Below are 15,260 nucleotides of genomic sequence, written 5' to 3' on the forward strand. Positions count from 1 at the left end.
CCGTCACGCCACGACGGCGTGGAGGATTCTCTCGAACATCCACGGGCTTCGCCCCAGCAGCCGGACGATGGGGCGTCGCAACCCGGGCCTTCGCGCCAGCATGAGCAGCGCGCGCGTGGCCCAGGCGTACTTGCGGAACACCTGCTGGAAGCGCTGCTCGTAGGGGCGCAGCACCTGGCGCGTCGCCCCCTTCGTCAGCGCGTCCGGCAGCAGCGTCCCCAGCGACTCCGCGCACGCGAAGGCCAGTGACAGGCCCTCGCCCGTCAGCGCGTCCACGTAGCCCGCCGCGTCGCCCACCAGCGCGAAGCGGTCCGCCACGCGCACCCGCGCCACCCTCGCCAGCGGCCCCGCGCCGCGCACCTGCGAGTCAGGCGCCGCGACGAGCAGTCGCTCCTGGAGCCGAGGGAAGCGCGCGAGCAGCGTGTCGAAGCCCACGCGCCCCTCCACGCCACCGTCTTCCCACAGGAAGGCCAGCCCCACGCGGCGCGCTCCGGCGGGCGTCACATACGCCTCCACGCCGTCCGAGAAGTGAACCTCCACGTAGGGCGTCCACGGCGCCAGTTGGAAGTGCCTGCGCAACCCGAAGCGCCGAGGCCCCTCCGTGGCCACCTCCAGCCCCTCCGCGCGCCGCAGCGGCGAGCCCAGCCCGTCCGCCGCCACCAGCATCCGCGCCTCCACGGGCCCGTCCGCCGTCTCCAGCGTCACCCCGTCCGCGCCGCGCCGATGCGACAGCACCTGCGTGCGCTCGCGCAGCTCCACGCCCACGTCCCGGGCCCGCGCCACCAGCGCCGACGCGAGCGCCACCCGCCGCACCCCCAACCCGCCCGGCCCCGGCAGGAGCCCCTCCGCCATGCTGCCATCCTCCTGCACGTAGCGGATGCCCACGAAGGGCGAGCACTCCGCGCGGTCCAGGTGCGCCAGCGCGCCCAGGCGCGCCAGCGCCGCGAGCCCCGAGGGCATCAGCCCCTCGCCGCACGCCTTGTCCGCGGGCAGCGTCGCGCGCTCCAGGACGACGGTGTTCAGCCCGCGCACCGTGGTGTGGATGGCCACCGCCAGTCCCGCGGGCCCGCCCCCCACCACGGCCACGTCATACCGTCTCACGTCTCGTGCTCCGCCCGCGCCATGGCCAGCGCGCTGCGCGCCATCTCCACCGCCATGCCCACCATGCCCACCTTCTTCGGCGGCGACAGCTCTCCGGACAGGTAGCGACGCAGCGCCTCGCCCCGGCGCAGCTTCCCGCTCGACGTCCGGGGCAGCGTCCCCGCCTCCAAGAGCTTCACCGTGTGCGGCCGAACCCCCGTCGCCTCCACCACCGCCGCGCGGATGCGCTCCTCCACGTCTGCTTCCGCCGCGTCGCCACCGCGTTCCGCGAGGATGAGCAGCGCCTCGTCCTGGCCTCCCTCGGGCGTGAAGCCCAGGGCCACCGCGCACCCCGTGCGCACGCCCTCCACGGACTGGAGCGGCTCCTCGAACGCCTGCGGCGCGTGGTTGGCGCCCCGGATGATGACCACGTCCTTCGCGCGGCCCGTCAGGTACAGCTCGCCGTCCGCGATGAAGCCCAGGTCTCCGGTGTCCAGCCAGCCATCCAGCGTCAGCGCGCGCCGCGTGGCGAGCGCGTCACCGAAGTAGCTCGTCATCAGCGACGGGCCTCGCGTGAAGACCCGGCCCACGCGCCGGTCCGGCTGCACCGCGCCCTGCTCGTCGCGCACCTCCACCTCGAAGCCGGCCACCGGCGCGCCCACGCTCACCAGCATCCGCGCGCCCGCCTCCGCCCGCCCCTCGCTCGCCAGCACCGTCGGGTCCACGCCGAGCGAGCGAGGCCCCCGGCCCTCCGGAGGGAAGGTCACCGCGAGCGACGCTTCCGACAGCCCATACACCGGACGCAGCGCCCGCGCGGAGAAGCCCCAGCGCTCGAAGCGCTCGACGAACCGCTGCAACGTCTCCGCCGACACCGGCTCCGCGCCGTTGAGCGCGTGTTTCCACGACGACAGGTCCACGCCCTCCATCTCCGCGTCCTTCACCCGCTTCAGGCACAGGCCATAGGCGAAGTTCGGCGCGGGCGAGATGAAGCCCCGGTGCCGCGACAGCGCGCGCAGCCACAGCGCGGGCCTCGCCAGGAAGACCTCCGGAGGAATCAGCACCAGGTGCCCAGGATAGTGCAGCGCGGACAGCAGACAGCCGATGAGTCCCATGTCGTGGTACAGCGGCAGCCAGCTGACGCCCACGCGCGGCGTCTCGGGTGACGACAGGGGCATCGCCACCTCCAGCGCCATCACCTGCGACAGCAGCGCTCCGTGCGTCAGCGCCACCGGCTTCGGGTCCACCGTGGAGCCGGAGGAGAACTGGATGAGGCCCAGCGCCTCAGACGCCACCGCCACCTCGCGCACCTCGTCCCCTCGCGACACGTCGTCCACCGTGTGACAGCCCAGGCGCGGGCGGGACTTCTCCACGCTCGGACCCAGGAGCAGCCGCACGCGAGAGTCCGTCAGGACGAGGCTCGCCTCCGTCACCTGGAGCATCCGCGCCGTGGCCCGGTGGTACTCATCCAGGCGCCCCAGCCGGACGGGCGGATACAGCGGCACCGGCACCGCGCCCGCGAGCAGCGTCCCGAAGAAGGCATCCATGAAGCCCGGCGAGGTGGGCAGGAGCAACGCCACCCGCTCCCCCTCGCGCACCCCCAGCCGCGCCAGCCCCGCCGCCGTGCGCCGCGCGCGGCGGTACACCTCCGCCCAGGACAGCGACTCCTCGCGCTCGGCCGCGTCGACGAACGTCAACTGGAAGGGCGTCCGGCTGGCCGCCGAGAGCATCGCGTTCACCGTGGGGAACCGCACCTTCGGCAACGTCGGACCTCTCACGAGCGGACCTCCGTCGGCGTGCGCGCCGTCGTGGCGACGCGGCGCTCCACCAGCTTCGCCAGGTCCGCCACCGTGCGCACCCCCTGCGCGTCCTCCTCCGACAAGCGGATGCGGAAGCGGTTCTCCAACCCCACCGCCAGCACCGTCAGCCCCAGGCTGTCGAGTTGCAAGTCCCGAACGAGGTCGTGCTGGGGCTCCACCACGCCCTTCCACTCCAGCTCATCGGCGGCGATGCGACGAATCTCCGCCAGGACTTCCAGTTCGAGCTCAGCCACGGGGCACCTCGGGAAGGAAACGGGGGCGGTGGGAGAAGGCGCGCGCATACGCGTCCCCCAGCGCCGCTTCCTCCGCGCGGATGCGCACGGAGAGCAGCACCAGGTTTCCCACCGAAAAGAACACGGCCGTCCACCACGCGCCGTGGATGAGCGGCACACACGCCAGCTCCAGCACCACCGCGACGTAGTTGGGGTGACGCAGGAAGCGATACGGCCCGCCCACCACCGGCGGCAGGTCCGGCACGACGATGATGCGAGAGTTCCAGCGCGGGCCCAGCGTGGAGATGGCCCAGTAGCGCAGCCCCTGCGCCACCACCGCGCCGCCCAGCGCCGCCCCGCTCCAGCCCCCCAGGAAGGGCCGGTGCAGAAGGAACACCTCCGCCACGCACGCCGCGAGGAAGAGCGAGTGGAACACCACCATGAAGCGGTAATGGCGCTGTCCCGTCTCCACCCCGCCCCGAGCGAAGGCCCACGCGGCGTTGCGCTTGGAGAGCACCAGCTCCACCAGCCGCTCCACCCCGAGCAGGCCCATGTACCCCAGGAAGACGGCCTGTGTGGCGGTCACCATCGCAAGAGCACCATCTCCGCGCAGAAGCCCGGGCCCATGGCCATCATCAGTCCGTACTCTCCGGGCTTCGCCGTCACCTTCTCCAGCGTCTCCCCCAGCACGAACAACACTGACGCCGAGGACAGATTCCCCACTTCGCGCAAAGACGCCCACGAGCGCGCCAGCGCGTCCTTGTCCAGCTCCAGCGCCTCCTCGAAGGACTCCAGCACCTTGGGCCCGCCGGTGTGCGCCACCCAGTGACGGATGTCACCGCGCTTCAAACCCTGGGACGCGAGGAAGCCGTCCACGTTGCCCTGGATGTGGTCCTTCACCAGCTGGGGCACCTTCGCGGACAGGACCACCTTGAAGCCGGAGTCGACGACGTCCCAGCCCATGATGCGCTCGGAGTCCGGATAGAACACCGAGCGCGACGCCACCACCCGGGGTCCCTTCGCGCCTGGCGCCTGGGCGCCCCTCAGCACCGCGCACGCCGCGCCGTCGCCGAAGAGGCCGGAGGCGATGATGTTGGGGATGGACAGGTCCTCGCGCTGCAGCGTCAGCGAGCACAGCTCCGCGGAGACGACGAGCGCGGTGTGCGTGGGGAAGGCGCGCAGGTAGTCCGCCGCCCGCGCCATGCCCGCCGCGCCCGCGACACAGCCGAGCCCGAAGATGGGCGTGCGCTTGAAGTCCTCGCGGAAGCGCAGCCGGTTGGCCAGCCGGGCCTCGATGCTGGGCGTGGCGATGCCCGTCACCGTGACGAAGAAGACGTGGTCCACGTCGGCCGGCGCCAACCCCGCATCATCCAGCGCCTGTCGCACCACGACTTCGCTGAGCGCCGTGGCCTCGCGAATCCAGGCGTCATTGCGCTGCTGGAAGGTGACCAGGGCCGGATACGCGTCGATGGGCAACGCCAGGTAGCGGCCTCCCACCTGCACGGCGCGGTGCAGGTCCTCCAGCCGCTCCAGGTTGAAGTGCCGTTTGGCCCACAGCTCCCGGAAGGCCGCGATGAGCTGCTCCTGCGAGGCGTAATGAGGCGGGAGTGCGCGCCCCACCGAGCGGATGAAGGGCGCGCTGCTGTCCTGGCCGGATGCGCTGTACATGAAGGTCTCGGGTCCGTGCGGCGGTCAGGAGGACACGCTTAGCTGGAACTCGGGACAGACGCGATATGCCTCGCACCCACTTGAACGAGTCCTGACGCCTCGCTCGCCTCGTAATGTCGCGCGGTCGACGGCGAATTCCTCCCCAGGGAAGGGGAGGCTGGACTCCCTGTCACACCCCGGACAGCACCTCCCCGCCCGCAACCTTGGACATGCCTTGGGCAAGGGCTAGCGTGGGCGAGGATGCGTCCACTGCATGTCGTTCTCTGTTCGCTGCTGCTCGGAGCCACCGCGTGTGGCCACTCCGCCCGCATTCCCTCGCTGCCCGCGAGCCATGGGCACCTGTCGCGCGCCATGGCCCACTACCTGGACCCGCGGACCGAGGACTCCAGGCTCTTCGGATCCGTCGTCAGCCCGCCCGGAGACTCCGCGCCGACCACCGAGGTGGAGCCCGAGCAGGCCCCCAGTGTCTTCGCGGAAGCGGTCCAGAAATTGTCGGGCACGCTCACCCAGGAGCAGTTCCGCCAGGCCTCCGCGGGCATCGGCGCCGCGTGCAGGGCAGGCTTGAAGGAAGCGTGCGACTACCTCCGCACGCGGTTCCAGCCACCCAAGCGCATCGCGGGCCAGGCACCTGTGGTTCCGCTGGAAGCCCGCCTCAACAAGGGGGTGGCCATCGTCGTCCTCACCGCCCTCCTGGGGGCGGACGGGCAGGTCCGGAACATCCGAGTGGTGGAGTCCGCGCCGTATGGAGTCACGGAGGCCCTGGTCGCCTCGGTGCGGACGATGCGGTACAAGCCGGCGAATCTGGCGGGACACCCGGTCGAGACGGAGTACGTCTTCCAATTCAACACGATGCTCAGCGACGTGGAGCTCACGGCCCAGGAGGAGCTGGACTGGGCGCGGACTCGGACCGAGCAGTTTCCGACCAGCCCCGCGGCCTGGGCGCATCTGGCCCGGGTGCTCGCACGGGACAATCCAAAAGACGCCACGTACGAGAAGGCGCTGCGCCAGTTGAACCGCCTGTCGCCCAGGTACTGGTGGGCCGCGACGGAGTTGGCGTGGCTGCATGTCCAGGCCGGCCGTTACGTCGAGGCCGAGCCCCTGACGCACACGGCGAAAGAGACCGCGTCCCACAATTCCTATGTGCTGGAGACAGCGGCTCGGGTGGCCTACCACCGAGGCCGCTGCGAGGACGCGCTGCGCGAGCAGCAGCAGGCCATCGCGAAGCTTCCGGCCGAGTGGCCCAAGGAGGAGCAGGAGCGCTTCCAGCGTGCGCTGACCGAGTACCAGCGCCAGTGCCCCTCAGGGACGCCCGCGCCGACACCTCAGCGGGCACCTGCTCCCCAGGATTCAGCGCCCCAGCAGCACACCTCCGCCCAGGGCTCCTGACTCGACTCGGGCTCGCGTGGCCTCGGCCTCGCGGGGCGAGGCTCACGCCCCGGCGATGACGTTTCGTCCAAAGCCTCCAGCTCGATGCGATGCCGCGACGCACGCGCTCCCGGCGACGTGGCCTTTGTCCGGGGGCACCAGCTCGACGCGGGGCCACGACGCGCGCCCCAGCGAGGCGGCCTTCGTCCGGGGAGCCCGGCTCGATGAGAGGCCTCGACGCGCGCCCCAGCGAGGCGACCTTCGTCCGGGGGCGCGGCTCGACGAGAGGCCGCGACGCGCGCGGCCCCAGCGGTGACGTCTCAAGCCAGGTCAGGTTTCGCTCAGGCCAGGAGCCGCCACACCGCGCTCACCGCACGGAGTCACGGCGCACCACGACTGCCCGCCGAAGCGCCTGCCTCGGACGTGCACCGAGCGCAAGCAACGCCAGCACCAGCGCCATCCAGCCAGGTCCGCTCGGCGCCGCGCTACAGCCCCCTTCGTCCTCGGGGTCCTCGGGCTCGGGCGTCACGTCGACACACGGCGCACCCGCGGGGTCCGCCGTGAGGCAGAGCGTCCCGTAGCGGCCCACGCCCTCGTGGCGACCATCCACCACCGCGATGATGACCTCGCTCGCATCCGACGCGTCCACCTTCGCGGACAGCGCGCCCGTCCCCTCCGCGCGTGACACGCGGAGCACCGATGTATCCGTCACCGCCGCCACCAGCAGGTGCAGCTTCGCGGGGTCCTCACCGGCCTTGAGCACATACGTGGCCAGCACCTCCGCGGAGCCACCCGGGACCGTGAAGTAGCGCGTCGACGCGGTCGTCACCCGGACATCCGCCTCCTCGGTGGGCAACGTCCGGGCCGACGGCGCGAGCCCGTCATACCCGCCCCCTCGCGCATAGCCCTGCTCGACGCGCGCCCGCGCGCCGGTGGAGAGGTTCCACTGCGAGAACTCGGCGAAGGCCGTGTCAAAGTCCGCGCCCCACTCGCGACGCAGCACCGTGTCCAACAAGATGGCCCAGGGCGCCGTCGGCGCGACGAGGCTCTCCTGCCACATCGCCAGGATGACCCTGTCACCGAAGCGCTCACCCAGGTACTGGAAGAACACCCCCGCGCCATAGCTGAACGACGCGGCCGGCCCCGTCGGGTCCAACACGAGGCTGCGGTCCGTCCGGGACAGATACGACGACGTGAACTGCTCCAGGTCATCGAGCGTCGCGTCGAAGCGCTCGCTGGCCCACACCGCCGTGCCCTCCGACGCCACGCTGCCCAGCCCCGGTCGATAGGCCGCCTGCACCGCGTGGAAGAACTCGTGGCTGGCCAGGATGCTCACCGCCTCCTCGAAGGAGGGGTAGTCGTACCCCGCGAAGTCGTTCTCCTGGAGCATGTGCCCCGCGCACTTCTGGTCCACGCTCTCGCAGCCATCCAGCCGGAACGCGCCATCCGCCCGGCCCGCGAAGTCCACGAGGTACACGTCGAACAGCCCATCACCGCCGTTGTCCGCCCCCACCGACGCATCGTCGCGCGGCAGGAGGAACCCCAGCCCGACATAGAAATCCGCGACGCGCTCATAGGCCCGCCCGACGACGTCCACCGCGTCGGGCACGCCATTGCCATCCGCGTCCCCCGGCGGCACCGCGTTGAGCCCGACGCGCGAGAAGTGGACCCGGAAGCGCCCCCCCGGGGACACCGCCGACTCCACCTGCTCGTCCACGCCGAAGCTCGGCGGTACCGCCTGGGGTGAGGTGGGGCGCGCTCCAGCCTGCTGCCCCGCTCGCGACCCGGCGAACGTCTCCGGAAGCTCATGCGGCTCCCTCGATGCCTGCACGGGGCCACAACCCAGGGGAAGAAGCAGGAGCCACGCCCCGAGCCTCATGGCAGGAACGCCCACTTGATGCGGATGGAGCCAGAGCCGCTCGGCTGCGGCACCGAGTGCGTCTCGTTGCAGACCTGCTGCGCCGCAGGCTCGTAGTACCCCGTCACCTCCAGCTTCACGTGACGGCCGTCCGCCAGCCGGACGATGAAGATGCGACCCGTCATCTCCACGCAGCTCTGGTACGTCCAGAAGCCACCCAGGAGCGTCGCGGGCCCGCCCAGACCGGAGTCGTCGGGGATGAGCGTGCAGGTGGAATCAAACCACGCCTCCGTCTTGAACTCCCCGGCCGCGCTCTTCGACGTCACCGAGGCGAACGTCGTGCCCTCGGGCGTGTTCGCCACCGAGACGCAGGACGGCCCGGACGTGCCGCTGTTGACGCGCATCGTGTAGCGACGCACCGCCAGGTCCCACTCCGTCGACGCGAGCGCCGCCTGGTCACTCACCTGCACCTGCGTCAGCCCCGTCGGCGTGAAGCGCAGGTACGTATAGGACATCGTCGGCGTCAGGCCACCCGCGCGCGAGTCCACGAAGGTGTGGAACTCACCGGCCGTCGTCCCCTCCTCGCGAACCTCACCCGTGGAGACCGCCGTCAGCAGCGTCAGCCGGTCGATGGTCTGCTCGGTGCAGGTCACCTGGCTTGCTTCACAGACCTCCGGCTCGGGCTCCACCTTCGGGTCGTCCTCGCCGCAGCCCGCAAGCAACGCCAGCGACATCCCCACGGCCACGAGGACCCACAACCCCTGCTGTCCGGCGCGCCTCGGCAACGCCTGCTCGTTATCGCTCATCATTCCCTGATTCCTCTCCCTGTGCGGACTGCGTGACGTGACTCCCAGAGCACGCGACTCCGGGTTTTCTTGTCGAGGGCCCCGCCGCGCTCTCCGACGCTCAGGCACCACTTCCACGCTTCCGCGAAGCACTGCCCACTCGACAGGACGATAGCCTACTTGATAACGATTCTCATTTTCAATATTAAAGATTGAACACCGAAACCCCGACGGAGAGAGCCATGCCGGAGATGCCCGCGGTCCTCGCGAACACGTTGATGCCCTGGTTCGCGAAGCCCTCGCACGTCGCCCGGGTGGAGACGCTGGCGCCCCGGTTGCGGCGGGTGCGCTTCGAGGGAGAGTCCCTGCGCGGCGTCGTCCACGAGCCCGGGCAGGAGGTGGAGTTCCGCGTCAACGCGACGGCGTTCCGCCACTACACGCCGTCGATGATGGACCCGGTGACAGGGACAATGGAGGTCGTCTTCTTCCTACATGGGCAGGGGCCCGGCAGCGCGTGGGCCGCGGCGCTCCAGCCGGGAGACACGGCGGACATCCTCGGGCCCGGAGGCCGGCTCGGCGTGGACGAGGAGGCCCCCGCGCACGTGTTCCTGGGCGACGAGACGTGTCTGGGGTTGTTCCAGGCGATGATTCGCGCCCTGCCCTCACCGCTGCGGCTGCTGGGCGCCATCGAGGTGGAGCCCGGAGCGGAGGACTGGCTGGAGCGGGTGGGCGTGCCCCTGACGGCCGTCGCGCGCGAGCACGGACAGCCGCGAGGCGAGGCGCTGCGAGTGTGGCTTGGGCGCAACGTGCTTCCGGGCGCGACGTGTTACCTGGCCGGGCACGCGGGCTCCATCGTCACGCTGCGCAAGGAACTGCTGGAGCGGCACGGCGTCTCGCGCCGCTCGGTGCGAAGCAAGGCCTACTGGGCGGACGGCAAGCGCGGGCTGTGAGGCACGCGGCTCACTCGAAGCGGTAGCCCTTGGGCACCACGACGATGCCGCTCTCGGTGACGGTGAAGCCGCGCGCCCTGTCGGCCTCCAGGTCGTAGCCCACCTTCGCGTTGGGAGGCACTCGCACGCCCTTGTCGATGATGGCGTTCTTCACCTGCGCGTGCCGGCCGATGTCCACCTCGTCGAAGATGACCGAGCGCTGCACGCTCGCGTAGCTGTTCACCCGCGCGCGGCGGAAGAGGATGCTCTCGCGCACCACGCCGCCGGAGATGATGCAGCCGCCGGCCACCATGGAGTTGAGCGCGCGCCCCACCCTGTCCCCGGCCTCGTGGACGAACTTGGCGGGCGGGCTGTACTCGCTGGCGGAGCGCAGCGGCCACTCGGCGTTGAAGATGTCGAACTCCGGGTTCACCGACACCAGGTCCATGGACGCCTCGTGGTACGCGTCCAGCGTTCCCACGTCCCGCCAGTAGGTGTTGGGCGCCGTCTGGCCGGGGATGGGGTTCTTGGCGAAGTCGTAGGCCTGGATGTGATAGCCGTCACGCAGCGCGCGCGGCAGCACGTCCTTGCCGAAGTCGTGCTGTGAGCCCTCCGTCTTCGCGTCCACTTCCAGCAGCTCCGCGAGCACCTTGCTGCGGAAGATGTAGTTGCCCATGCTGGCCAGCGCGGTGTCCGGCCGGCCGGGGATGGCCTTGGGGTCCTTGGGCTTCTCCTGGAACTCCGTCACCCGGCCCCGCTCGTCCACCTGCATGACGCCGAAGCGGTGCGCGTCCGCCAGGGGCGTGGGGTACGCGGCGATGGTGATGTCCGCGCGCTGGGACTCGTGCTGCTCCAGCATGTGCGCCACGTTCATCTTGTAGATGTGGTCGCCGGAGAAGATGGCCATGTGCTCGGGGCGGTGGTTCTCCACCAGATGCATGTTCTGGTAGATGGCGTCCGCGGTGCCCCGGTACCAGACGGGCCCCAGTTCCTCGTACAGGTACATCTGCGCGGGCACGAGGGTGATGAAGTAGTCCGACAGCAGCACCGAGCCGAAGCGCCAGCCGCGCTGGATGTGCTCCGTCAGCGACTGCGCCTTGAACTGCGTCAGGACGTAGATGGAGTAGATGCCGGAGTTGATGAAGTTGTTGAGCGCGAAATCGATGATGCGGTACTTCGAACCGAAGGGCACCGCTGGCTTCGAGCGCCTCAGCGTGAGCGGCGACAACCGAGTTCCCTGGCCTCCGGCCAGCACCATGCCGAGGATGCGCGTACCCATGCTGAGATGTCTCCCTGAGTGGCCCCCAGTATAGGGCTCCACGAAGGGTTGTCCGTTTTCACGGCGCGCGCCCCACCAGAAGTCCTCGTGCGTCAACGCGCGGGGCCACGAGGGCAGGTCCGACTCAGGTGGCGTCCTTCGAGGGACGGACGGAGAAGCCGTTCAGCAGCGAGCCGCCGGCCATGAGCGCGATGCCGAGGAACGACAGCCAGGGTCGCACCGGGAGTTGTTGCCGCGCACCCAGGATGACGGCGAGGCCCACGAAGCTGAGCACGAAGGGGACGTAGCCCTTGCGCGGCGCCCGCCGCAGCAGGAGCCCCAGGTGGACGCCCGAGAGCCCCAGCAGCACGGGGAAGAGCCACTCCACGGCGGGCGCGCTCGCCAGCCCGACGCTTCCGAACAGGCTGAGGTACGCGGCCCAGCACATGGCGCACTTGGGGAAGAACGCCATCAGGACACTCAAGAACACGGTGAGAACCGAGCGCGCCGTCGCACCGGACAGCGGGTGCTCCGCCTCCTCCCGCGGCCTGGACATGCGTCACCTCCAGCCCGTGAAGCGTTGCGGGAAAGACTGTCGAAGCAAGCGCTGGAGCACCTGCGTTCGACAGGGGTTGTCCTCCCTGCCTAGCCTGCGCCCCTGGCGGCCCGTGCCGAGGCACGGCGGACACATTCGCACTCACGGAGCATGACCATGCGGGGACAGTGGCTCAAGCAGCTGTGCGGAGGGCTGACCGTGATTGTCGGACTGGCGACGCAATCCCTTGCGGCAACTCCTTCCCAGACAACACCCGCGCGCGTGGGGCCCGTGCTGGTCAACGTGGAGGCCCGCGCCGGACAGGACCTGTCGGGTGCATGGCACTGGTCCGTGGACCCGTACCGAGACGGCCTCGCGGGCTTCCATGGCGCGGAGGCCGGCCCCGGGCACCGTCGCCATGACGACGTCGATGTCGATGCCGTCACGCGCGCGAATCCCCAGGCGCTCTACGAATACGACATGCGTCGCTCGCCGGTGGTCCACCTGCCCGCCTCGTGGATCTCCCACGACGAGACGATGCGCTACTACGACGGGCTCGTCTGGTACCAGCGGACCTTCACCGCGACCAAGGCTCCGGGCCAGCGAGCGTTCCTGCGCTTCGGCGCCGCGGACTACGTGGCGCGTGTGTATTTGAATGGCAAGTCCGTGGGGATTCACGAGGGCGGCTTCACGCCCTTCGCGTTCGAGGTGACCTCCTTGCTGCGCACGGGGGAGAACCAGGTGACGGTCGGCGTCGACTCCGTGCGCTCCGCCGACACCGTGCCGCCCACCGTCACCGACTGGGAGACCTATGGCGGCCTCACCCGACCCGTGCGACTGGTGCTGACGCCGACCACGTACATCGACGATGCGTGGGTGCGCCTGGGCGACGACGGCCGCCTCCGCGCGACGGTGCGGCTTCAGGGCACACGGCCCGGGGACACCGAGGTGCGGGTGCGCATCCCCGCGCTGTCCCTGACGTTGAAGGGACGCACCGGCGCGGATGGGAGCTGGACGGGCGATGCGGCGGAGCCCTCCGCCCTGAAGCGCTGGAGCCCAGAACAGCCCTCGCTCTACGAGGTGACGGTGGAGGCCGGCGAGGACCGGTTGGTGGACCGCATCGGCTTCCGGACGCTGGCAGTGAAGGGCCACGACATCCTGCTCAACGGCAAGCCTGTCTTCCTGCGCGGCATCAGCCTGCATGAAGAGGAGCTGGGCAAGAACCCCACCCGCGCCATGACTCCCGGGGCGGCGCGCGCGCTGCTCGGCGAGGTGAAGCACGGACTCCACGGCAACTTCGTGCGGCTGGCCCACTATCCGCACTCGGAGGTCATGACGCGCATGGCGGACGAGCTGGGGCTGCTCGTCTGGAGCGAGATTCCCGTCTACTGGCGCGTCAACTTCGCCCGGGGCGAGACGCTGGAGACCGCGCGGCGGATGCTCGCGGAGAACATCCTGAGGGACCGCAACCGCGCCTCCATCGCGTTCTGGAGCGTGGCCAACGAGACGCCCGTGAGCGATGCGCGCAACGCCTTCCTCGCGCGACTGGCGGCAGATGCGCGAGCGCTCGACGACACGCGGCTGGTGACGGCGGCGCTGCTCATCGACCGTGTCCAGGAGAAGGGCCAGTCGGTGATGGTGGTGAAGGACCCGCTGGTGAGCCACCTCGACGTGGCGGCGGTGAACACCTACAACGGCTGGTATTCCGACGACGCGCTGGCGGACCTGCCGGGCATCGGCTGGCGCAACGACACGGGCAAGCCGCTCGTCTTCTCCGAGTTCGGCGCCGACGCCCAGGCGGGCTTCCACGAGCCCGGGCTGAAGCGGAAGTTCTCCGAGGAGTTCCAGGCCGAGTACCACCGGCAGACGCTCGCGATGAGCGAGAAGGTGCCCTCGCTGCGCGGCCTGTCTCCCTGGGTGCTGAAGGATTTCCGCTCACCCCGGCGCCAGCATCCCGTCTACCAGCAGGGCTGGAATCGCAAGGGGCTGCTCTCGGAGACGGGCCAGCGCAAGCAGGCCTTCGACGTCCTCGCCGAGCACTACCGCAAGTTGGAGGCACGGCAGGCCCAGCCCGAGCAGGCCCGCGCGCCCTGACAGCGTGCACACGGATCGCATCGTCGTCCCTGCCCAGTGCCTCGCGCCCATGGTGAATACCGTCCAGCACAGGGCCTCCTTCGGACTCGGAGGCCACTGCTGACGCGCCGCCCGCGTTACTGGGGCCGCAGTCGTTGGATGAGCTGCTTCGCGCTGAACGGCGTCGTCGAGGTATCGACGTCCGCGTCCCCCGTGAGGGAGACCTCGCCCGTGGGGTGGTACGTCAGCTCCCACGCGGCTCCGTGGAAGGGCCCGATTCCCGCGCCCCAGAGTCGACTTCCTGCCGGAGAGTAGAGCCCGAGCACTCCATCCGTGCCGCCGAACTGGACCTCGGGCGGCGGACACGTGGCGTCGCACGCCCCCAGCACCGCGATGCCGAGCGGGCCCGTGGAGACATCCTTCAGCCAGGCCCCCACCAGTGACATCCAACGCTCCTCTCCGGTGAGCGAGTACGCCGCGATGTTGCCGCGTCCCCAGATGCCTCCCGGATAGTCCTGTCCCTTGAAGCGCATGGTCCCCGAGAAGCTGCCCACCGCGACGATGTCATCACCGAGCGCCGCGACGGCATAGAAGCCACCGGTGGCCTCGGGGTACTCGCGGAACCAGCGGTGCGGACCGTTCCGGGCGAACTTGGACACGAAGGCCACCCGCTCCGGCGAGCGATTGAAGACATAACGCCACCCCACGACGACGACGCCATCGTCCGAGGAGGTCTTCAGGTCCATGACCTCCACGCGGTCACCCCTGCCACCAATGGCGCGGTCGAAGACGTAGTCGCCATTCGCGTCGAACTTCGCGATGTAGCCCTGCCACCCCGGGACCTCCAGCACCCACCGGACGCCGCCGCCCACGTTGCAGTTCAGGCCCACCTGACCTCCGAGCCACACCGCGCCCTGCGAGTCGACCGCCACCGCGCGGATGCCCAGTTCGTCACACAAGGCGTGCCGCCACAGCAGCGTCCCCGATGGAGAGAACTTCGCCACGAACGAGCGCTTGCCCAGCGCGCCATCTCCCAGGTCCATCGTCTCCGGCGCATGGCCCGCCATCAGGATGTTGTCGGAGGCATCCACCACCAGGTCCGGGAACGAATAGAAGTCCGACTCGGCGGGCTGGAGCTGCGCCACGGGCCACGCGAAGACCTTGCGCCAGACCTCCTGTCCGAGCGGGTTCAGCTTGAGCAGCTCCAGCGTGCGCTGGGAGCCGTTTCGCCAGTAGCTCGCCAGGGTGAGCACGTTGCCCGCACTGTCCCGCACGATGCGCGAGGAGCGCGTGTTGCCACGATAGATCATGCCAGTGTCCAGCACCTGCCACGCGCGCACGCTCGGCGGTCCCACGGCCTCCTGGGATGCCATGGGGCGCCCCACGTCGTCTCCCCGGGTGTCGGGCGCCATGCCCTCCTCGGGTTGCCCGCAGCCCGAGAGCACCACCCAGCCCAGCAGCACCATGCCGAGCGTGACTGTCTTCGTTCGCAAACTCCGCATCACCTGACTCCTTTTCCATGCACGGGGGCACACCCCAGGCGCTCGCGCAGCGAAGGGGGCTTCACGGAGTTGTGAGGCACACGCCGGGAAACAACCCCCGGGCCCGAGGCGCACACGACGGGTTGTTCAGTCCAAGGCGTGGCGCGGGCCGGGAGCACCTCCACCAGGGCTCTATGTC

13 protein-coding genes are annotated in these 15,260 nt (G+C 70.2%); 3 read left to right on the forward strand and 10 right to left on the reverse strand.

What is annotated here, in order from left to right; all coding sequences use genetic code 11:
- Nucleotides 1–3: 3 nt before the first annotated feature.
- From HUA78_RS07940 to HUA78_RS07960, 5 genes are read right to left on the reverse strand one after another with little or no spacing between them, the layout of a single operon-like run.
- A complete protein-coding gene (locus tag HUA78_RS07940; RefSeq protein WP_174476001.1) occupies nt 4–1,101 on the reverse strand; it encodes an FAD-dependent monooxygenase in 1,098 nt (365 codons plus the stop codon).
- Nucleotides 1,098–2,807 carry a fatty acyl-AMP ligase gene (locus HUA78_RS07945; protein WP_174454379.1) on the reverse strand — a complete coding sequence of 570 codons (1,710 nt, stop codon included), beginning with the start codon at nt 2,805–2,807 and terminating at the stop codon, nt 1,098–1,100. The genes HUA78_RS07940 and HUA78_RS07945 overlap by 4 nt, the downstream gene beginning before the upstream one ends.
- A gap of 44 nt (nt 2,808–2,851) precedes the next feature.
- Nucleotides 2,852–3,130 (reverse strand): acyl carrier protein, encoded by a 279-nt coding sequence (locus HUA78_RS07950; RefSeq protein WP_141644603.1) that lies wholly within the window; start codon nt 3,128–3,130, stop codon nt 2,852–2,854.
- A complete protein-coding gene (locus HUA78_RS07955) occupies nt 3,123–3,698 on the reverse strand; it encodes an isoprenylcysteine carboxyl methyltransferase family protein (RefSeq protein WP_174454185.1) in 576 nt (191 codons plus the stop codon). The genes HUA78_RS07950 and HUA78_RS07955 overlap by 8 nt, the downstream gene beginning before the upstream one ends.
- The gene (locus HUA78_RS07960) at nt 3,692–4,777 is read right to left on the reverse strand and encodes a type III polyketide synthase (protein WP_174467086.1); all 1,086 of its coding nucleotides are present in this window, start codon (nt 4,775–4,777) and stop codon (nt 3,692–3,694) included. Before HUA78_RS07960 ends, HUA78_RS07955 begins: the two co-directional genes overlap by 7 nt.
- A gap of 240 nt (nt 4,778–5,017) precedes the next feature.
- On the opposite strand from HUA78_RS07960, the gene HUA78_RS07965 reads away from it, so the two are divergent.
- Nucleotides 5,018–6,163 carry an energy transducer TonB gene (locus HUA78_RS07965; RefSeq protein ID WP_174454184.1) on the forward strand — a complete coding sequence of 382 codons (1,146 nt, stop codon included), beginning with the start codon at nt 5,018–5,020 and terminating at the stop codon, nt 6,161–6,163.
- A gap of 346 nt (nt 6,164–6,509) precedes the next feature.
- Here the strand turns inward: HUA78_RS07965 and HUA78_RS07970 are convergent, their stop codons facing one another.
- Together HUA78_RS07970 and HUA78_RS07975 are read right to left on the reverse strand one after the other, a co-directional pair.
- Entirely contained in the window at nt 6,510–8,021 is a 1,512-nt protein-coding gene (locus HUA78_RS07970) for an MXAN_6640 family putative metalloprotease (RefSeq protein ID WP_254623602.1), read from the reverse strand.
- Nucleotides 8,018–8,809 carry an HmuY family protein gene (locus HUA78_RS07975; RefSeq protein WP_141644599.1) on the reverse strand — a complete coding sequence of 264 codons (792 nt, stop codon included), beginning with the start codon at nt 8,807–8,809 and terminating at the stop codon, nt 8,018–8,020. Before HUA78_RS07975 ends, HUA78_RS07970 begins: the two co-directional genes overlap by 4 nt.
- A 218-nt stretch (nt 8,810–9,027) precedes the next feature.
- On the opposite strand from HUA78_RS07975, the gene HUA78_RS07980 reads away from it, so the two are divergent.
- On the forward strand, nt 9,028–9,735 hold the full coding sequence (locus tag HUA78_RS07980; RefSeq protein ID WP_174476002.1) for a siderophore-interacting protein: 708 nt from the start codon (nt 9,028–9,030) through the stop codon (nt 9,733–9,735).
- Nucleotides 9,736–9,745: 10 nt separating this feature from the next.
- Here the strand turns inward: HUA78_RS07980 and glgC are convergent, their stop codons facing one another.
- Nucleotides 9,746–10,993, reverse strand: coding sequence for a glucose-1-phosphate adenylyltransferase (gene glgC, locus HUA78_RS07985; protein ID WP_141644597.1), 1,248 nt, complete (start codon nt 10,991–10,993; stop codon nt 9,746–9,748).
- A gap of 124 nt (nt 10,994–11,117) precedes the next feature.
- Nucleotides 11,118–11,528 (reverse strand): hypothetical protein, encoded by a 411-nt coding sequence (locus tag HUA78_RS07990; protein WP_174476003.1) that lies wholly within the window; start codon nt 11,526–11,528, stop codon nt 11,118–11,120.
- A gap of 156 nt (nt 11,529–11,684) precedes the next feature.
- On the opposite strand from HUA78_RS07990, the gene HUA78_RS07995 reads away from it, so the two are divergent.
- Nucleotides 11,685–13,601, forward strand: coding sequence for a glycoside hydrolase family 2 protein (locus HUA78_RS07995; protein ID WP_217442385.1), 1,917 nt, complete (start codon nt 11,685–11,687; stop codon nt 13,599–13,601).
- 116 nt (nt 13,602–13,717) lie between these two features.
- Here HUA78_RS07995 and HUA78_RS08000 read toward each other — a convergent pair whose 3' ends face one another.
- Nucleotides 13,718–15,082 carry a hypothetical protein gene (locus HUA78_RS08000; protein WP_174476005.1) on the reverse strand — a complete coding sequence of 455 codons (1,365 nt, stop codon included), beginning with the start codon at nt 15,080–15,082 and terminating at the stop codon, nt 13,718–13,720.
- Nucleotides 15,083–15,260 lie beyond the last annotated feature (178 nt).

The sequence above is a fragment of the Myxococcus sp. CA033 genome (assembly GCF_013336625.1).
Taxonomy (GTDB): Bacteria; Myxococcota; Myxococcia; order Myxococcales; family Myxococcaceae; genus Myxococcus; species Myxococcus llanfairpwllgwyngyllgogerychwyrndrobwllllantysiliogogogochensis.